Source organism: Achromobacter sp. SX5 (genome assembly GCF_056711425.1).
Genome location: NZ_CM160041.1, coordinates 5,579,162 through 5,598,371, shown reverse-complemented (window position 1 = coordinate 5,598,371; position 19,210 = coordinate 5,579,162). Strand labels below are relative to the sequence as shown.

Sequence of the window (19,210 nt, the reverse complement as noted above, 5' to 3'; positions counted from 1 at the left end):
ACCCCTACTGGGGGAATGCCCTTTTCAGGGGGGTTTCCTGGAGTCGTATCACCTGGGGCCGTGGTTGACGGCCCATGCAACCTCGAGTCGGAGTGCTCATGCCTTACTCGTACACCGAAAAAAAGCGCATCCGCAAAAGCTTCGCCAAGCGTGAAGACGTTCAAAACGTTCCCTTCCTGCTGGCGACTCAGCTTCAATCCTACCTAACTTTCCTGCAGGCGGATACCGCCCCGTCCGAACGCGTAGCCGACGGTTTGCAGGCGGCGTTCTCGTCGATTTTCCCGATCGTTAGTCACAACGGTATGGCGCGCTTGGAGTTCGTGAGCTATGTGCTCGGCGAACCGGTGTTCGATGTCAAGGAATGTCAGCAACGTGGCCTGACCTATGCCTCGCCCCTGCGAGCCAAGGTCCGCCTGGTGCTGCTTGACCGCGAAGTCAGCAAGCCCACCGTCAAGGAAGTGAAGGAACAGGAAGTCTACATGGGCGAGATTCCGCTCATGACCAGCACCGGTTCCTTCGTCATCAACGGCACCGAGCGCGTCATCGTGTCGCAGCTGCACCGCTCGCCCGGCGTGTTCTTCGAGCACGACCGCGGCAAGACCCACAGCTCCGGCAAGCTGCTGTTCTCGGCCCGCGTGATTCCCTACCGCGGCTCGTGGCTGGACTTCGAGTTCGACCCCAAGGACATCCTGTTCTTCCGCGTCGACCGCCGCCGCAAGATGCCCGTCACGATCCTGTGCAAGGCCATCGGCATGACGCCGGAATCGATCCTGGCCAACTTCTTCGACTTCGACAACTTCGAACTGAAGAGCGAAGGCGCGATGATGGAATTCGTGCCCGAGCGCTGGAAGGGCGAAATGGCCCGCTTCGACATCTCGGACCGCTCCGGCAAGGTCATCGTCGAGAAGGACAAGCGCATCAACGCCAAGCACCTGCGCGACCTGGCTGCCGGCGGCATCCAGCGCATCTCCGTGCCGGAAGACTTCCTGTACGGCCGCGTGCTGGCCAAGAACATCGTTGATCCGGACACCGGCGAAGTCATCGCCAACGCCAACGACGAGATCACCGAAAGCGTGCTGGGCGCGCTGCGCGCCGCCAACGTCCACGACATCCAGACGCTCTACACGAACGACCTGGACCGCGGTCCCTACATCTCGCAGACCCTGCGCACCGACGAGACCGCCGACCAGATGGCCGCGCGCGTCGCCATCTACCGCATGATGCGTCCCGGCGAGCCGCCCACCGAAGAAGCGGTGGAGGCCCTGTTCCAGCGCCTGTTCTACAGCGAAGAAACCTACGACCTGTCGCGCGTGGGCCGCATGAAGGTCAACAGCCGTCTGGGCCGTGGCGAAGACACCAGCGGTCCGATGACGCTGACCAACGAGGACATCCTCGAAACCATCAAGGTGCTGGTCGAGCTGCGTAACGGCCGTGGCCAGATCGACGACATCGATCACCTGGGCAACCGCCGCGTGCGCTGTGTGGGCGAACTGGCCGAGAACCAGTTCCGCGCCGGCCTGGTGCGCGTCGAGCGCGCCGTCAAGGAACGTCTGGGCCAGGCCGAGACGGAAAACCTGATGCCGCACGACCTGATCAACTCCAAGCCGATCTCGGCCGCCATCAAGGAGTTCTTCGGTTCGAGCCAGCTGTCGCAGTTCATGGACCAGACCAACCCGCTGTCGGAAATCACGCACAAGCGCCGTGTTTCCGCACTGGGCCCGGGCGGTCTGACCCGCGAGCGCGCCGGCTTCGAAGTCCGCGACGTGCACCCGACCCACTACGGCCGCGTCTGCCCGATCGAAACGCCGGAAGGCCCGAACATCGGCCTGATCAACTCCATGGCGCTGTACGCCCGCCTGAACGAGTACGGCTTCCTGGAAACGCCTTACCGCAAGATCATCGACGGCAAGGTCAGCGACCAGATCGATTACCTGTCGGCCATCGAGGAAAGCCACTACGTCATCGCGCAGGCCAACGCCGCGCTCGACGACGAAGGCCGCTTCGTGGACGACCTGGTTGCCTGCCGTGAAGCCGGCGAAACCATGCTGACCGCGCCGGCCAACGTGCACTACATGGACGTGGCGCCGTCGCAGATCGTGTCGGTCGCCGCCTCGCTGATTCCGTTCCTGGAGCACGACGACGCGAACCGCGCGCTGATGGGCGCCAACATGCAGCGTCAGGCCGTGCCTTGCCTGCGTCCGGAAAAGCCGGTCGTGGGTACGGGCATCGAGCGCACCGTGGCCGTCGACTCGGGCACCACCGTGCAGGCGCTGCGCGGCGGCCTGGTCGACCACGTCGACGCCGAGCGTGTCGTGATCCGCGTGAACGATGAAGAAAACGTCGCCGGCGAAGTCGGCGTCGACATCTACAACCTGATCAAGTACACCCGTTCCAACCAGAACACCAACATCAACCAGCGTCCCATCGTCAAGCGCGGCGACCGGGTCGCCAAGGGTGACGTGCTGGCCGACGGCGCATCGACCGACCTGGGCGAACTCGCCCTGGGTCAGAACATGCTGATCGCGTTCATGCCCTGGAACGGCTACAACTTCGAAGACTCGATCCTGATCTCGGAAAAGGTCGTGGCCGATGACCGCTACACCTCGGTGCACATCGAGGAACTGACGGTCGTGGCCCGCGACACCAAGCTCGGACCTGAGGAAATCACGCGCGACATCAGCAACCTGGCGGAAACCCAGCTGAACCGCCTGGACGATTCCGGCATCTGCTACATCGGCGCCGAAGTGAGCGCCGACGACGTGCTGGTCGGCAAGGTCACGCCCAAGGGCGAGACCCAGCTGACGCCGGAAGAAAAGCTGCTGCGCGCCATCTTCGGCGAGAAGGCCTCCGACGTTAAGGACACCTCGCTGCGCGTGCCCTCGGGCATGACCGGCACCGTGATCGACGTGCAGGTGTTCACCCGCGAAGGCATCGTGCGCGACAAGCGCGCCCAGTCCATCATCGACGATGAACTGCGCCGCTATCGCCAGGACCTGAACGACCAGCTGCGCATCGTCGAGAACGACCAGTTCGACCGTATCGAGAAGATGCTGGTCGGCAAGACCGTCAACGGCGGCCCGCGCAAGCTGGCCAAGGGCGCCACGATCACCAAGGCCTACCTGGCCGACCTGGACCGCTGGCAGTGGTTCGACATCCGCCTGGCCGACGAGCCCCACGCCGTGGTGCTGGAGCAGGCCAAGGAATCGCTCGAGCAGAAGCGCCACCAGTTCGACCTGGCCTTCGAAGAGAAGCGCAAGAAGCTGACGCAGGGCGACGAGCTGCCCCCGGGCGTGCTGAAGATGATCAAGGTCTACCTGGCCGTCAAGCGTCGTCTGCAGCCCGGCGACAAGATGGCCGGCCGCCACGGCAACAAGGGCGTGGTCTCGCGCATCACCCCGGTGGAAGACATGCCGCACATGGCTGACGGCACGCCGGCCGACATCGTTCTGAACCCGCTGGGCGTGCCCTCGCGGATGAACGTCGGCCAGGTGCTGGAAGTCCATCTGGGCTGGGCCGCCAAGGGCGTGGGCCATCGCATCGCCGACATGCTGCGCGACGAGCGCACCGCGCAGGTCAAGAACGTCCGCGCCTACCTGGACAAGGTCTACAACACGACCGGCACCGGCGCGCGCATCGACGAGCTGACCGACGACGAAGTCATGGAAATGGCCCAGAACCTCAAGAACGGCGTGCCGTTCGCGACGCCCGTCTTCGACGGCGCGACCGAAGAGGAAATCACCAAGATGCTGGAACTGGCCTATCCGGACGACGTCGCCAAGCGCATGGCGCTGACGCCGTCGCGCACGCAGGCGTGGCTGTTCGACGGCCGCACCGGCGAGCAGTTCGAGCGTCCCGTGACCGTCGGCTACATGCACTACCTGAAGCTGCACCACCTGGTCGACGACAAGATGCACGCGCGTTCGACCGGCCCGTACTCCTTGGTTACCCAGCAGCCGCTGGGCGGCAAGGCGCAGTTCGGCGGCCAGCGTTTCGGGGAAATGGAAGTGTGGGCGCTGGAAGCATACGGCGCCGCCTACACCCTGCAGGAAATGCTGACGGTGAAGTCCGACGACATCACCGGCCGCACCAAGGTATACGAAAACATCGTCAAGGGCGATCACGTCATCGACGCCGGCATGCCGGAATCGTTCAACGTGCTGGTCAAGGAAATCCGCTCGTTGGCCCTGGACATGGATTTGGAGCGTAACTAATGAAAGCGCTACTCGACCTCTTTAAGCAAGTCTCGCAAGACGAGCAGTTCGATGCCATCAAGATCGGCATCGCCTCGCCCGAGAAGATCCGTTCGTGGTCTTACGGCGAAGTTCGCAAGCCCGAGACCATCAACTACCGTACGTTCAAGCCCGAGCGCGACGGCCTGTTCTGCTCCAAGATCTTCGGCCCGATCAAGGACTACGAGTGCCTGTGCGGCAAGTACAAGCGCCTGAAGCACCGCGGCGTGATCTGCGAGAAGTGCGGCGTGGAAGTCACCGTCGCCAAGGTCCGCCGTGAACGCATGGGCCACATCGAGCTGGCCAGCCCGGTCGCGCACATCTGGTTCCTGAAGAGCCTGCCCTCGCGTCTGGGCATGGTGCTCGACATGACCCTGCGCGACATCGAACGCGTGCTGTACTTCGAAGCCTGGTGCGTGATCGAACCCGGCATGACGCCGCTCAAGCGCGGCCAGATCATGTCGGACGACGATTTCCTCGCCAAGACCGAAGAGTACGGCGACGACTTCCGTGCCCTGATGGGCGCGGAGGCCGTGCGCGAACTGCTGCGCACCATCGACATCGACCGCGAAGTGGAAACGCTGCGCGGCGAACTGAAGGCCACCAGCTCGGAAGCCAAGATCAAGAAGATCTCCAAGCGCCTGAAGGTGCTGGAAGGCTTCCAGAAGTCCGGCATCAAGGCCGAGTGGATGGTCATGGAAGTGCTGCCCGTGCTGCCGCCGGACCTGCGTCCGCTGGTGCCGCTGGACGGCGGCCGCTTCGCGACCTCCGACCTGAACGACCTGTACCGCCGCGTCATCAACCGCAACAACCGTCTGAAGCGCCTGCTGGAGCTGAAAGCGCCGGAAATCATCCTGCGCAACGAAAAGCGCATGCTGCAGGAAGCCGTCGACTCGCTGCTGGACAACGGCCGCCGCGGCAAGGCCATGACCGGCGCCAACAAGCGCCAGCTCAAGTCGCTGGCCGACATGATCAAGGGCAAGAGCGGCCGCTTCCGTCAGAACCTGCTGGGCAAGCGCGTCGACTACTCGGGCCGTTCGGTCATCGTGGTGGGTCCGCAGCTCAAGCTGCACCAGTGCGGCCTGCCCAAGCTGATGGCCCTGGAACTGTTCAAGCCGTTCATCTTCAACCGCCTGGAGATGATGGGCCTGGCCACGACCATCAAGGCCGCCAAGAAGCTGGTGGAAAGCCAGGAACCGGTGGTCTGGGACATCCTGGAAGAAGTCATCCGCGAGCACCCGGTCATGCTCAACCGTGCGCCCACGCTGCACCGTCTGGGCATCCAGGCGTTCGAGCCGGTGCTGATCGAAGGCAAGGCCATCCAGCTGCACCCGCTGGTCTGCGCGGCGTTCAACGCCGACTTCGACGGCGACCAGATGGCCGTCCACGTGCCGCTGTCGCTGGAAGCCCAGCTCGAAGCCCGCACCCTGATGCTGGCCTCGAACAACGTGCTGTTCCCGGCCAACGGCGAACCGTCGATCGTGCCGTCGCAGGACATCGTGCTGGGTCTGTACTACACGACCCGCGAGCGCATCAACGGCAAGGGCGAAGGCATCTTCTTCATGGACGTCGCTGAAGTCCAGCGCGCCTATGACAACGGCGAAGTCGAGCTGCAGTCGCGCATCACCGTGCGCCTGAAGGAGCACGAGCGCGACGAGAACGGTGAATGGCAGCCGGTGATCCGCCGCCACGAAACCACGGTCGGCCGCGCGCTGCTGTCGGAAATCCTGCCCAAGGGTCTGCCCTTCACCGTCCTGAACAAGGCGCTGAAGAAGAAGGAAATCTCGCGCCTGATCAACCAGTCGTTCCGCCGCTGCGGCCTGCGCGACACGGTGATCTTCGCCGACAAGCTGATGCAGTCGGGCTTCCGCCTGGCCACGCGCGGCGGTATCTCCATCGCCATGGGCGACATGCTGATCCCGACCGCCAAGGAAGGCATCCTGGCTGAAGCCAGCCGCGAAGTGAAGGAAATCGACAAGCAGTACTCGTCGGGTCTGGTCACGTCCCAGGAACGCTACAACAACGTGGTGGACATCTGGGGCAAGGCCGGCGACAAGGTCGGCAAGGCGATGATGGAACAACTGGCCACCGAGCCCGTGATCAACCGTCACGGCGAAGAAGTGCGCCAGGAATCGTTCAACTCCATCTACATGATGGCTGACTCGGGCGCCCGCGGTTCGGCCGCCCAGATCCGCCAGCTCGCCGGCATGCGCGGCCTGATGGCCAAGCCGGACGGCTCGATTATCGAAACGCCGATTACCGCGAACTTCCGTGAAGGCCTGAACGTGCTTCAGTACTTCATCTCGACTCACGGTGCGCGTAAGGGTCTGGCCGACACGGCGCTGAAGACCGCGAACTCGGGTTACCTGACCCGCCGTCTGGTCGACGTGACGCAGGACCTGGTGATCACCGAGGACGATTGCGGCACGTCGCAGGGCTACAACATGAAGGCCCTGGTCGAAGGCGGCGAAGTCATCGAACCGCTGCGCGACCGTATCCTGGGCCGCGTCGCGGCCGTGGACATCGTCAACCCGGACACGCAGGAAACGGCCATCGTCGCCGGCACCCTGCTGGACGAAGACATGGTCGACACCATCGACCGCATCGGCGTGGACGAAGTCAAGGTCCGCACCCCGCTGACCTGCGAAACGCGCCACGGCCTGTGCGCGCACTGCTACGGCCGCGACCTCGGCCGCGGCACCTCGGTCAACCAGGGCGAAGCGGTCGGCGTCATCGCCGCCCAGTCCATCGGCGAACCGGGCACGCAGCTCACGATGCGTACGTTCCACATCGGTGGCGCGGCTTCGCGTTCGGCCCTGGCCAGCGCGGTCGAAACCAAGTCCAGCGGCACCGTCGGCTTTGCCAGCACGATGCGCTACGTCACCAACGCCAAGGGTGAACGCGTGGCCATCTCGCGTTCCGGCGAACTGGCGATCTTCGACGACAACGGCCGCGAACGCGAACGCCACAAGATCCCGTACGGCGCGACCGTGCTGGTGGGCGATGGCGAGGCCGTCAAGGCCGGCGCCCGCCTGGCGACGTGGGACCCGCTGACCCGTCCGATCGTGTCGGAATACGGCGGCGCCGTGCGCTTCGAGAACATCGAAGAAGGCGTGACCGTGGCCAAGCAGGTCGACGAAGTCACCGGCCTGTCCACGCTGGTCGTGATCACGCCCAAGACCCGTGGCGGCAAGATCGTCATGCGTCCGCAGATCAAGCTGGTCAACGAGAACGGCGAAGACGTCAAGATCGCCGGCACCGATCACTCGGTGAACATCTCGTTCCCGGTGGGCGCGCTGATCACGGTGCGCGACGGCCAGCAGGTTGCCGTGGGTGAAGTCCTGGCGCGTATTCCGCAGGAATCGCAAAAGACCCGCGACATTACCGGCGGTCTGCCGCGCGTGGCCGAGCTGTTCGAAGCCCGTTCGCCCAAGGACGCCGGCATGCTGGCCGACGTCACCGGCACGGTCTCGTTCGGCAAGGACACCAAGGGCAAGCAGCGCCTGGTCATCACCGACCTGGAAGGCGTCAGCCACGAGTTCCTGATTCCGAAGGAAAAGCAGGTGCTGGTGCACGACGGCCAGGTGGTGAACAAGGGCGAAATGATCGTGGACGGCCCGGCCGATCCCCACGACATCCTGCGCCTGCAAGGCATCGAGAAGCTGGCGACCTACATCGTCGACGAAGTGCAGGACGTCTACCGTCTGCAGGGCGTGAAGATCAACGACAAGCACATCGAAGTGATCGTGCGCCAGATGCTGCGCCGCGTGAACATCGTGGACGCCGGCGATACCGAGTTCATCCCGGGCGAGCAGGTCGAGCGCTCCGAGCTGCTCAACGAGAACGATCGCGTCACGGCCCAGGACCTGCGTCCTGCCACGTACGAGAACGTGCTGCTGGGTATCACCAAGGCGTCGCTGTCGACCGATTCGTTCATCTCGGCCGCTTCGTTCCAGGAAACCACCCGCGTCCTGACCGAAGCCGCCATCATGGGCAAGCGCGACGACCTGCGCGGCTTGAAGGAAAACGTCATCGTCGGCCGCCTGATCCCGGCCGGCACCGGCCTGGCCTACCACCATGCCCGCAAGGACAAGGAAGCGCTGGAGGCCGCGGAACGCGAAGCCGCCCGCCAGCTGGCCAACCCGTTCGAAGACTCGCCGGTCACGGTGGGCTCGGATACGGAAACGCCGGCTTCCGACCTGGGCACGGACGACGCCGAGCAGTAAACCGGTACTGGCGGGACCTCCCGCCAGCAAAAAGGCCGCTGATTGTTATCAGCGGCCTTTTTTTTGCCTTGAAGAAGCGGGGCCAGGCCTACTTCGCGGCCTGCGCCTGGGCGCGCTGGAATGCCGGGCCCCAGACCGGGTGGCCGGCCTCGTTGGGCGCCAGCACGAAAGCGGGGTCGAGCGCGAGAATGCGCGAGAAGCTGTCCTGGCAGAGCTGCGGATAGCGGCTGACGCAATAGCTGAACGCCTGCAGCTTGTACGCTTCGATGCGCACGGCCTTGGTGGAAGTCGCCAGGGTGTCCGAGGTGGCCACGGTGCGGATCACGTCGCCGTAGCGGCCCGCGCTGTATTTCTCGCGCACTTGTTGCAATTGATCCAGCGCTTCGGCGGTCGGCGGACCTTCCGGCTGCATGGAAGTAAGACCGGCACAGCCCGTCAGGAGGGCGGATAAGCCAAGCAGACTACTCAAAACGCGAATTTTCATGGGCTTCCAAAGAGGTAGGGAGTTGATGCCATACGCTATCGTGCCACAGCCTGATGCGCTCGGACATTTTCGGCAATGTCCTTGTGTGGCGGATTGGATAATATTCGCCCTATCCACTTTTGATACCGTATTCGCGCCGTGGCGCAGCTCTCGATCATGTCTCCTACCGCCGGCCTGCCGATGCCGCGTGGCCCGTTTTCCGGCGCCGCGCCGCTCGCGCTGCGCCCCTTGAGCGCCATCGCCGCCAGCACCGCGGGCGGCGTGCCCCAGGCGCGCATCAAACGGCTCCTGTCCGACCTCCTGCCGTCCCTGATCGCCCTGCACGGGCAGGGCGAAATCTGCGGCGACATCTCGCTGGAAACGGTGGGGATGGACGAAAACGCGCGGGCCCACCTGGTGCCCGAACTCATCGTGGCCCGTTCGCGCCGCGTCACCCGCAGTCCGTCGGCCGGCTTCGCGCCGTTCGAGCTCTATACCGATTCAATGGAATGGCCGCGCGGCCCCTGGAGCGACATCTACGCGCTGTGCGCCGTCATGCACGCGCTGGTCACCGGCCGCCGGCCGCCGCCGGCGCCCGAGCGCCGGGCGGAAGACACCTACCAGCCGCTGGTCTCCCTCGATCTGCCCAAGTACAGCCAGGATTTCCTGTCGGTGATCGACGCCGGCCTGTCGATGGTCCCGGCCGACCGCCCGCAGACGCTGGACGAACTGGCCGAGATGCTGGGCGTGGCCGCGCAGCCCGAGGCCGCGCCCGCGCCGGCCGAAGCGAACGAGGCGGCCGCGGCCCAGGCGCTGCCCGCCGCGGCCGCCGCCGCCTCGCAGCGTCCCGCGCGCGGTCGCCGCGTGCTGTTGTGGCTGCTGCTCATCGCGGCCCTGATCGGCGCCGGCGTCTACGCGTGGCAGCAGTACGGCCCCGGCGCGCAGAACGCGCTGATCACCCGTTCCGAACTGGTGCAGCCGAATCCGCCCGCGGTCCATCCCTTGCCGCAGGCCGCGCCGGAGCCGGCGCCCGCGCCGGTCGTCCCGCCGGGCCCTGCGCCCGCGCCCCAGCCGTCCGAACCGCCCGCGCCGGCCGGCGCCAATGCCGCGGAAAATCCGGCGCCGGCCGACACGCCCGCGCCGCCGGCGGCGGCGCCCGAGGCCGCGCAGCCCGAAGCGCCGGCGGCGGCCGCCGCCGAAGAGGCTCCCAAGCCCAAGCCCGTGCCCGTGCTGGTGCGGCTCGACATACGTCCGTGGGGCGAGGTGTGGATCAATGGGGTGGCGCGCGGCGTCAGCCCGCCGGTCAAGGAGCTGCGGCTGATTCCGGGCAAGTACCAGGTGGTGCTGCGCAATGCCGGCCTGCCGCCGTACCGCATGACCCTGGAGGTCAAGGCCGGCCGCCCGGCGCTGATCTCCCACACCTTCCAGTAGGCGCTACGCCATCGGCAGGCGCAGCGTGAAGACCGAGCCGGCGCCCGGCTCGCTGCTGACTTCCACCGAGCCGCCGTGGCGTTCGGCCACGGTGCGCACGAACGCCAGCCCCAGGCCCGCGCCGCCCACGTCGCCGCGGGTGTCGACGCCGACGCGCGAGAACGGCTCGAACAGCCGTGCCAGGTCCTCGGCCGCGATGCCCTGGCCCTGGTCGCGGATGGCGGCGCGCCAGAAGCCCGGCTCTTCGTCTATGCCGCATTCGATGCGGGTCTGCGCGGGGCTGTACTTGATCGCGTTGTCGATCAGGTTGCACAGCGCGCGCATCAGCAGGGTCTGGTCGCCGCGCACATAGGCCGCGGGCAAGGGCAGGCGCAACTCCAGCGCGATGCCGCGCTTTTGCGCCGAGGCCCAGAATTCGTCCGCGGCGTCCTGCAGCAGGCTGGCCAGGTCCAGTTCCACGGCGCTGATGACCATGGACTCGGCGCGCGTCAGGTGCACGAAGTCGTCGACCAGGTGCAGCGTGCGCCGCGCCAGCATGGCGATGCGGTCCAGCGTGGCGCCGTGGTCCCCCTGCGCCGCGCCTTCCTGCTTCATTTCCACCAGCGCCAGGATGGAGCTCTGCGGCGCGCGCATGTCGTGCGAGATGAAGCGCAGCGTCTCTTCGCGCTGGCGTTCGGCCTGGCGGATGCGGGAGATGTCGGTCAGCGTGGCGACGGTGCCGGCGAAGTTGCCCTCGGCGGTATGGATGGGCGCGCATTTCAGGATCAGATCGCGTCCCGCATGGTCGCGCAGTTCCAGGTCCGCGCTCCACGGCGAGCCGGCGGCGGCCGGCCCCTGGCCGCTCAGCGCTTCGGCCACGCGCTGGCGCGTGGCGGGATCGGAGATGGTCTTTTCCAGCAGGTGGATGGCCGGGCGGCCCACGCGCGGCGGCCGCATGCCCAGGCGCTGGAAGTACATGACGGCGGCCCGGTTGCGGAATTGCATGCGCCCGTCCTGGTCGAACACCAGCGTGGCGTCGGGCATGCCGTCCAGGCCGTCGGCCAGGAAGCGCCGCAGGTTGCGCACGCGCGCCAGCGCGCGGCGCAGTTCGCCGACGCGGCTTTCGAGCGAAGCGCTGGGCCCCGCGGCCTGGGCGCGCGCCTCGTTCATCACCGGCGGGTACTCGCGCTGCAGGCGGCGCAGTTCATTGTCCATGTAGCGCAGCGCCGCTTCCTGGCTGCGCCAGCTCCACAAGGGATAGCACAGCGCCACCCCCAGCAGCGCCGCCGAGGGCGCGAACCAGAAGCGGCCATAGGCCAGAAACAGCAGCGCCGCCAGCAGGATGCCGGCCAGCAGCCCGACACAGACCAGCAGCGCGCGCTTGGGCGACAGCCGCCACAAGGCCAGGCAGGCCAGCATCACCGGCAGCGCCGAGAACAGCGCGCTCCACCAGGCCGGCGGCTGCACGTACGCGATGTCCTCGCGCGCCGCGTGCAGCAGGTTGGCGATGATCTCCACTCCCGACATGCCGCTGACGTCATGCGAGACGGGCGTCGGATAGGCGTCGCCCAGGCCGGTGGCCCAGGCGCCCACCAGCACGTACTTGCCGCGCAGTTCATCGGGCGGGATATCGCCGCGCAGCACCGACAGGTACGACACCGTGCGCACATGCGCGGTGGGGCCGGCGTAGGGAATCAGGATGCTGCCGTCCGGCGCGGCGCGCCGCAGCAGGCGCTGCGCCTGTTGCGCCTGGCCGCCGACTTCCAGCATCGACAGGGCCAGGTGCTGCCAGCGTCGGCCGTTCACGTGCGCGGCCAGCGTGGCCGCGCGCACCACGCCGTCGGAATCGATGCGGGCATTGATGAAGCCCAGGCCGGCGGCGGCCTGCGCCAGCGGCGCGATGGGGGCGTTGACGGCGGAGGGATGGTCCAGCCGGTTCAGCACGACCGGCAGCACCGTGCGGCCGTTGCGCCGGATGCTGTCGGCCAGGAAGCGGTCGTCGTCCGAATAGACCCCGTCCGCTTCGCCGAAGATCAGGTCCAGCCCCACGGCGCGGGCGTCATGCAGCCGGTCCAGCAGCGCCGCGTGGACCGCGCGCCGCCAGGGCCAGCGGCCCAGTGCGTCGATGCTGGCGTCGTCGATCGCCACGATCAGGATGTCGGGATCGGCGCCGCGGCCCGTCACCGAGACGGCGCGGTCGTAGAGGATCTGGTCGACCCGGCCGAGTCCGTTGAACCAGCCCAGGACCGCGGCCAGCAGCGCCAGCGCCAACGTCAGCCATAGCCCTGAGCGCGAGGTCCGGTCCTGCGGATCGGCGGCGGCCATGAGGGTCCTTGCGGCGCTAGTACTCGGTGAGCGTGATGAAGCCGCCCGTGCCGCTGGCCACGCCCAGCCCGTAGGCGGTCATGAGCTGGTTGGCGCCTTCGAAGGTCGCGACCGCGTCCTTGCCGCTCAGGCCCAGGTCGTCCACGGCCCGCACCGATACGTAATACGTGCCCGGCCCGGGCGCGGAGAAGCGGATGTCCTGGTTGTCGGGAAAGTCGGCCGACGATACCGGCAGGGCGCCTTCGGCATCGCGCGAGACCCGCACCAGATAGCTGCGGGCGCCGGCCACGGGCGAGACCGGGGCGGTCCATACGCCGCCGCCGGCGCGCACGGGTTCGCCCAGCTGCGGCGCGGGGAGGAGGGCCCGCATGCCGGCGACCGTGCCGTCGGCGCCGACCGCCGCGCCATAACCCTTGGCCACGGCCACCGGCCTGGCCGGGCGCGCGCCCGGGGCGTGGGGCTGCAGGCGGACGCTGCCGTCCAGCACCTCGCTGTGCACGCCCTGCGCGCTGCTCTGCACGCGGAAACGCGTGCCGCGCACCCCGGTCACCGCCACCGGCGTGCGGACCTCGAAGCGGCCCACGCCTTCGCCGGCGGGCGCCACCGAAGACTCGACGCCGCCACGGCGCACCTCGACGATGGAATCGGTCAGCGCCGTGCCTTCGAACTGGCGCAGGCGGGTCAGTTCGACCGCGCCGCCGGCCGGCAGGGTGAGCTTGGATCCATCGGCCAGTTCCAGCGTGACGAAGCCGTTGGCGGCGGTGGACACGGTGCTGCCTTCGGCCACCGCGTCGCCGGCGCGCAGCGATTTGCCGTCGAGCTCGGCCTGGCCGCTGACGTGCACCACGCGGGCGCTGGCCGGGCGCACGGGAATCATGGAAAGCGGAATGTGCAGTTCCAGGCCGATGGGCAGCAATTCCGGCGTCACCACGCGGTTCAGGCTCTGCAGCGGGCCCCAGTTGGCCTGGTTGCGCGTGTAGCGGGTGGCCAGGTCGATGAGGGTGTCGCCCTGGCGCACGCGATAGATGAAATCGTCGCCGAGCGCGCCCGCCGGCTGGCTGTGCGCCGGCGCCAGGATGCTCAGGCAGGAAATCAGGGCAAGCAAAGAAAGCGCGCGGCAGCGGCTCATGACTAGCGGTTCTCCAGGGGTGCGCGCGGGGGCGCTTACAGTGGATGGGCGGGCGCGTCTTCGGCCGGGCTGGTCAGTTCCAGCCGGTAGCCCAGCGCGTAGGAGGAAGACAGGCGCACGCCGTGCTCGGGGCGCAGCTGGAGCTTTTGCCGGATGTTCGACAAATGGGTGTCCAGCGTGCGCGAGGTGGCCGGGATCTCCCGGTTCCAGACGCACTCGGCCAGCACGTCGCGCGACATGAGGCGGCCGATATTGCGGAAAAACAGCAGCGCCAGATCGAATTCCTTGGGGGCCAGCGCGACCGGCGCGCCGTCCAGGGAAATCGTGCGCGCGCCCGGCTCGATGCGGTAGCGGGCGACCTCGAAGCCCTCGCGGGCGGGCTCGGAGATCTGGCTGCGGCGCAGCAGCGCGGCCACGCGCGCCAGCAGTTCCTGGGGGCGCAGCGGTTTGACGATGTAATCGTCGGCGCCCGCGCGCAGGCCCTCGACCAGATCGTCCTCGCTGGAGCGGTTGGTCAGGAAGATAACGGGAATGCGCGCGCCGATATTGGCGCGCAGCCAGCGCACTACGTCGTCGCCGTCGATATCGGGCAGGTGCCAGTCCAGCAATACCAGGTCGAAATGCTCCGTGCGCAGTGCGGCCAGGAGATCCCGGCTTTGCTGGTAGCTGGCGCAGGAGTATCCGGCGGTGGTCAAGACTTGCTGGATGCGGCGGGCTTGGTCCAGGTCATCTTCCAGCGACGCGATTTTCATCAGACGTGTTCTCGCGAAGGTTTGCTACGCAAGCGCGCGCTATGGCGCCCTACTGCAAGAGGGTAAGGGAATTCGTGTAAACGAATGATAACTCGGGCTGTGTCCCCGCTGGCTACGTTATGCCAAGAACTGTCAAACATTGCAAAGTTGACGAATCTTGACTGGAGTTGTTGCGCAACACCGCGCCACACTGTCTCAAACATCCCACTACCAGAGGCACTGGAGGGAATCGACCGTATTGCTGAGTGGAACAAACATGAATCAATTGTGCGTACTTATGATGTCGCCGGACGAAGCGGCCCGCGGGGCGGCCGTGTCCGCGCTGCTGCAGGCCGGCATATCGGCGCGCGGCTGTTCGACGTCCCTGGAGCTGTTCGGATTGCTCAACGGCGGCGCCTATGACGTCGTGATCCTGGACGTGGGCGCGCTGGGCGAGATCGGCTACGCCCTGGTGGCGCGGCTGCATGGCTCCTCGTCCCTGGGCATCGTGGTGACGGGCGCCGACCTGTCGGTGGACGGCCGCCTGCGCTGCCTGCAAAGCGGCGCCGACGCCTGCCTGCCCGAGCCGCAGGACCCGCGCGAGCTGGCCTGCATCCTGCTGGCGCTGGCGCGCCGCCTGCCGCCCGGCCGCGCGGGAGCCGGAGCGGAAGCGCCCGGCAACGGCCAATGGGAGCTGCGCGACCAGGGCTGGACCCTGGCCTCGCCCAGCGGCACCACCATTTCGCTGTCGGCCAACGAGCGCCTGGTCGTGCGTTCGCTGCTGGAAGTGGCGGGCAGGGCGGTCGGGCGCACCGAGCTGGGCGAAGGCCTGCAGGTCGAAGGCGGCAGCGCGCGCGCCAGCGGTTCGCGCAGCATCGACGTGATCGTCAGCCGCCTGCGGCGCAAGGCCGAGCTGGCCGGCGTGATCCTGCCGATCCGCACCGTCTACGGCAGCGGCTACCTGTTCGCCGACCAGTAAAAAACCGGCGCAAACCCGCGCGCGCGGGGCTACACTGATCGCTGCCGCCGCATACGTGGAAACCCGGACCGGGCGGCGCGGCCCGCGACCCGGATCTGCGGTTTATGCGGCCCCAATTTTCATGACCGGCGCTTAACTGGCCGTCTTCTGCCGGCAACATGCCGTCTGGCAGGGTTTACAAATTTCTTTGACAGTGCGCCCGAATCTCAGTTATGCTAAAGGGCTAACTGCTTTATCTCGCGCGCAAAATCTGTACGCGGTAGGGTTTGGAAGTTCGGGTCATGGGCGAAGGTGCGTCACGAGCCATTCAAGCATGATCCGCTAGGCGGGGGGCTGGTACTCCCGCGGCGACTTCCCTGCCGCATCCGGTTTTGTGCGTTTTGTCACAGTTTGTTGGCAAGCCCGCTCTTTTACGTATTCGAACGTTTGAGGCGGTTTTGCGCGAACTGCCTGCTCCGGAGGCTCTCCGCCTCGGGACACTAGTACGAAAGTACTTACCAGTGGTACGTAAAAGGGATTTCAAAGGTCATGCCTACCATTAGCCAACTCGTGCGCAAGCCGCGCGAAGTCAGCATCATCAAAAGCAAGAGCCCCGCGCTCGAAAACTGCCCGCAACGCCGCGGCGTGTGCACTCGCGTGTACACCACCACCCCCAAGAAGCCGAACTCCGCTCTGCGTAAGGTTGCCAAAGTGCGTCTGACCAACGGTTACGAAGTCATTTCGTACATCGGCGGCGAAGGCCACAACCTGCAAGAGCACTCGGTGGTTCTGGTGCGTGGCGGTCGTGTGAAGGACTTGCCCGGTGTGCGTTATCACATCGTGCGCGGTTCCCTCGACCTGCAAGGCGTCAAGGATCGTAAGCAAGCCCGCTCGAAGTACGGCGCCAAGCGCCCGAAGAAGGCCTGATAACGAATCGGTAGTACCCCGAAGTGGCGGAAGTCCGTCACCAGGGAAGTGCAACCGCGCCATCCGCATACAGGAAGGTGCGCGGCACGTAAGGGGTCGTCCCATTGGGCGGCCATGGCCGTGTAATGAAGCACGGTTCAACTGAACAGACACAAGGAAGCAACAATGCCCCGTCGTCGCGAAGTACCCAAGCGCGAGATTCTGCCCGATCCCAAGTTCGGCAGCGTCGAGCTCGCCAAGTTCATGAACGTCGTCATGCTGGACGGCAAGAAGGCCGTCGCCGAGCGCATCGTCTATGGCGCCCTCGAGCAAGTCGCCACCAAGACCGGCAAGGAGCCGATCGAGGTGTTCAGCCTGGCGATCAACAACATCAAGCCGATCGTCGAAGTCAAGAGCCGCCGCGTGGGCGGTGCCAACTACCAAGTGCCGGTTGAAGTGCGCCCCGTGCGCCGCCTGGCCCTGGCTATGCGTTGGCTCCGTGAAGCCGCCAAGAAGCGTGGCGAAAAGTCGATGGATCTGCGCCTTGCTGGCGAACTGATCGACGCATCCGAAGGACGTGGCGCCGCGATGAAGAAGCGCGAAGACACGCACAAGATGGCCGAGGCCAACAAGGCCTTCAGCCATTTCCGCTGGTAATTTAAGGACTAACCCACCATGGCCCGCAAAACCCCGATCGAGCGCTATCGCAACATTGGTATCTCTGCGCACATCGATGCAGGGAAAACCACCACGACCGAACGTATCCTGTTCTACACCGGCGTCAATCACAAGATTGGCGAAGTGCATGATGGCGCAGCCACCATGGACTGGATGGAGCAAGAACAAGAGCGTGGCATCACCATTACGTCGGCTGCTACGACGGCGTTTTGGCGTGGCATGGCTAAGAACTACCCCGAGCACCGCATCAACATCATCGACACCCCGGGGCACGTGGACTTCACCATCGAGGTGGAGCGTTCCATGCGCGTCCTGGACGGCGCCTGCATGGTGTACTGCGCGGTGGGCGGCGTTCAGCCGCAGTCCGAAACCGTGTGGCGTCAGGCCAACAAGTACGGCGTGCCGCGTCTGGCCTTCGTCAACAAGATGGACCGCACCGGCGCCAACTTCTTCAAGGTCTATGACCAGCTGAAGACGCGCCTGCGCGCCAACCCCGTGCCCGTGGTGATCCCCATCGGCGCCGAAGACACCTTCAAGGGCGTCATCGACCTCGTCAAGATGAAAGCGATCATCTGGGACGAAGCCAGCCAGGGCATCAAGTTCGAGTACGAAGACATCCCGGCCGAGCTGCAGAGCACCGCTGAAGAGTGGCGCGAAAAGCTGGTCGAGGCTGCCGCCGAATCGTCCGAGGAACTGATGAACAAGTACCTCGAGACCGGCGCGCTGGAAGAAGCCGAGATCAACCTGGCCATCCGCCAGCGCACCATCGCCGGCGAAATCCAGCCGATGCTGTGCGGCACCGCCTTCAAGAACAAGGGCGTGCAGCGCATGCTCGACGCCGTCATCGACTACCTGCCCTCGCCCGTGGACATCCCGCCGGTCGAAGGCACCGATGACGCCGGCAACGAAGTCAAGCGCCAAGCCGACGACGGCGAGAAGTTCTCGGCCCTGGCGTTCAAGCTGATGACGGACCCGTTCGTCGGTCAGCTGACCTTCGTGCGCGTGTACTCGGGCGTCCTGAAGTCGGGCGACACCGTGTACAACCCGGTCAAGGGCAAGAAGGAACGTATCGGCCGCATCCTGCAGATGCACGCGAACAACCGCGAGGAAATCAAGGAAGTTCTGGCTGGCGACATCGCCGCCGTCGTGGGCCTGAAGGACGTGACCACCGGCGAAACGCTGTGCGACGTCGACTCGCACGTGACGCTGGAGCGCATGGAGTTCCCCGAGCCCGTGATTTCGCAGGCCGTGGAACCCAAGTCCAAGGCCGACCAGGAAAAGATGGGCCTGGCGCTGTCGCGCCTGGCGCAGGAAGACCCGTCGTTCCGCGTGCGCAGCGACGAAGAATCCGGCCAGACCATCATTTCCGGCATGGGCGAGCTGCACCTGGAAATTCTGGTCGACCGCATGAAGCGCGAATTCGGCGTGGAAGCGAACGTCGGCAAGCCCCAGGTGGCCTACCGCGAAACCATCCGCAAGACCTGCGAGGAAGTCGAAGGCAAGTTCGTCAAGCAGTCGGGCGGTCGCGGCCAGTACGGTCACGTGGTCCTGAAGGTCGAACCGCTGGAGCCGGGCGGCGGCTACGAGTTCGTGGACGCCATCAAGGGCGGCGTGGTGCCGCGCGAGTTCATCCCCGCGGTGGACAAGGGCATCCAGGAAACGCTGCCTTCGGGCATCCTGGCCGGCTACCCGGTCGTGGACGTCAAGGTCACGCTGTTCTTCGGTTCGTACCACGACGTGGACTCGAACGAAAACGCGTTCAAGATGGCCGGCTCGATGGCGTTCAAGGAAGGCATGCGCAAGGCCAGCCCTGTGCTGCTGGAACCGATGATGGCCGTTGAAGTCGAAACGCCTGAAGACTACGCCGGCACCGTGATGGGCGACCTGTCCTCGCGTCGCGGCATGGTCCAGGGCATGGACGACATGGTTGGCGGCGGCAAGACCATCAAGGCCGAAGTTCCGCTGGCCGAGATGTTCGGTTACGCCACGAACCTGCGTTCGCTGACGCAAGGTCGTGCCACGTACACGATGGAATTCAAGCATTACTCCGAGGCCCCCAAGAACGTCGCTGACGAAGTCATCGCCGCTCGGGCCAAGTAAATAACCCTCGCCGCGTCCGCCCACAAGGCGGCGCGGCAAATATCGAAATTTCCTT

At 66.0% G+C, this 19,210-nt stretch carries 11 protein-coding genes; 7 read left to right on the top strand and 4 right to left on the bottom strand.

What is annotated here, in order from left to right:
- Positions 1-98: 98 nt before the first annotated feature.
- Together rpoB and rpoC are read left to right on the top strand one after the other, a co-directional pair.
- Positions 99-4,211, top strand: coding sequence for a DNA-directed RNA polymerase subunit beta (gene rpoB / locus AC1M14_RS26325; protein ID WP_111827320.1), 4,113 nt, complete (start codon positions 99-101; stop codon positions 4,209-4,211).
- On the top strand, positions 4,211-8,455 hold the full coding sequence (gene rpoC, locus AC1M14_RS26320) for a DNA-directed RNA polymerase subunit beta' (protein WP_102775015.1): 4,245 nt from the start codon (positions 4,211-4,213) through the stop codon (positions 8,453-8,455). Before rpoB ends, rpoC begins: the two co-directional genes overlap by 1 nt.
- An 88-nt stretch (positions 8,456-8,543) precedes the next feature.
- Here the strand turns inward: rpoC and AC1M14_RS26315 are convergent, their stop codons facing one another.
- Positions 8,544-8,939 carry a TssQ family T6SS-associated lipoprotein gene (locus tag AC1M14_RS26315; RefSeq protein ID WP_102775016.1) on the bottom strand — a complete coding sequence of 132 codons (396 nt, stop codon included), beginning with the start codon at positions 8,937-8,939 and terminating at the stop codon, positions 8,544-8,546.
- Between the two features lie 156 nt (positions 8,940-9,095).
- On the opposite strand from AC1M14_RS26315, the gene AC1M14_RS26310 reads away from it, so the two are divergent.
- Complete coding sequence (locus tag AC1M14_RS26310) at positions 9,096-10,349, top strand: serine/threonine-protein kinase (protein ID WP_479730700.1); 1,254 nt, start codon at positions 9,096-9,098, stop codon at positions 10,347-10,349.
- Between the two features lie 3 nt (positions 10,350-10,352).
- Here AC1M14_RS26310 and AC1M14_RS26305 read toward each other — a convergent pair whose 3' ends face one another.
- From AC1M14_RS26305 to AC1M14_RS26295, 3 genes are read right to left on the bottom strand one after another with little or no spacing between them, the layout of a single operon-like run.
- Positions 10,353-12,653 (bottom strand): CHASE2 domain-containing protein, encoded by a 2,301-nt coding sequence (locus AC1M14_RS26305; RefSeq protein WP_479730699.1) that lies wholly within the window; start codon positions 12,651-12,653, stop codon positions 10,353-10,355.
- Positions 12,654-12,669: 16 nt separating this feature from the next.
- Entirely contained in the window at positions 12,670-13,782 is a 1,113-nt protein-coding gene (locus AC1M14_RS26300; RefSeq protein WP_479730698.1) for a FecR family protein, read from the bottom strand.
- Between the two features lie 35 nt (positions 13,783-13,817).
- Positions 13,818-14,534 carry a response regulator transcription factor gene (locus AC1M14_RS26295; RefSeq protein ID WP_102775019.1) on the bottom strand — a complete coding sequence of 239 codons (717 nt, stop codon included), beginning with the start codon at positions 14,532-14,534 and terminating at the stop codon, positions 13,818-13,820.
- 256 nt (positions 14,535-14,790) lie between these two features.
- On the opposite strand from AC1M14_RS26295, the gene AC1M14_RS26290 reads away from it, so the two are divergent.
- From AC1M14_RS26290 to fusA, 4 genes are all read left to right on the top strand, one after another.
- Entirely contained in the window at positions 14,791-15,492 is a 702-nt protein-coding gene (locus tag AC1M14_RS26290; RefSeq protein WP_102775020.1) for a response regulator transcription factor, read from the top strand.
- Positions 15,493-16,020: 528 nt separating this feature from the next.
- On the top strand, positions 16,021-16,398 hold the full coding sequence (gene rpsL, locus AC1M14_RS26285; protein WP_005017264.1) for a 30S ribosomal protein S12: 378 nt from the start codon (positions 16,021-16,023) through the stop codon (positions 16,396-16,398).
- A gap of 165 nt (positions 16,399-16,563) precedes the next feature.
- Positions 16,564-17,034: a 30S ribosomal protein S7 gene (gene rpsG / locus AC1M14_RS26280; RefSeq protein ID WP_006389600.1), complete on the top strand. Its 471-nt coding sequence runs from the start codon at positions 16,564-16,566 to the stop codon at positions 17,032-17,034.
- A gap of 18 nt (positions 17,035-17,052) precedes the next feature.
- Positions 17,053-19,155, top strand: a complete 2,103-nt coding sequence (fusA, locus tag AC1M14_RS26275; protein WP_102775021.1) for an elongation factor G — start codon at positions 17,053-17,055, stop codon at positions 19,153-19,155.
- Positions 19,156-19,210 lie beyond the last annotated feature (55 nt).

Coding starts and splice junctions, on each gene's coding strand:
- rpoB (WP_111827320.1), top strand. CDS start 99: ATGCCTTACTCGTACACCGAAAAAAAGCGCATCCGCAAAAGCTTCGCC.
- rpoC (WP_102775015.1), top strand. CDS start 4,211: ATGAAAGCGCTACTCGACCTCTTTAAGCAAGTCTCGCAAGACGAGCAG.
- AC1M14_RS26315 (WP_102775016.1), bottom strand. CDS start 8,939: ATGAAAATTCGCGTTTTGAGTAGTCTGCTTGGCTTATCCGCCCTCCTG.
- AC1M14_RS26310 (WP_479730700.1), top strand. CDS start 9,096: ATGTCTCCTACCGCCGGCCTGCCGATGCCGCGTGGCCCGTTTTCCGGC.
- AC1M14_RS26305 (WP_479730699.1), bottom strand. CDS start 12,653: ATGGCCGCCGCCGATCCGCAGGACCGGACCTCGCGCTCAGGGCTATGG.
- AC1M14_RS26300 (WP_479730698.1), bottom strand. CDS start 13,782: ATGAGCCGCTGCCGCGCGCTTTCTTTGCTTGCCCTGATTTCCTGCCTG.
- AC1M14_RS26295 (WP_102775019.1), bottom strand. CDS start 14,534: ATGAAAATCGCGTCGCTGGAAGATGACCTGGACCAAGCCCGCCGCATC.
- AC1M14_RS26290 (WP_102775020.1), top strand. CDS start 14,791: ATGAATCAATTGTGCGTACTTATGATGTCGCCGGACGAAGCGGCCCGC.
- rpsL (WP_005017264.1), top strand. CDS start 16,021: ATGCCTACCATTAGCCAACTCGTGCGCAAGCCGCGCGAAGTCAGCATC.
- rpsG (WP_006389600.1), top strand. CDS start 16,564: ATGCCCCGTCGTCGCGAAGTACCCAAGCGCGAGATTCTGCCCGATCCC.
- fusA (WP_102775021.1), top strand. CDS start 17,053: ATGGCCCGCAAAACCCCGATCGAGCGCTATCGCAACATTGGTATCTCT.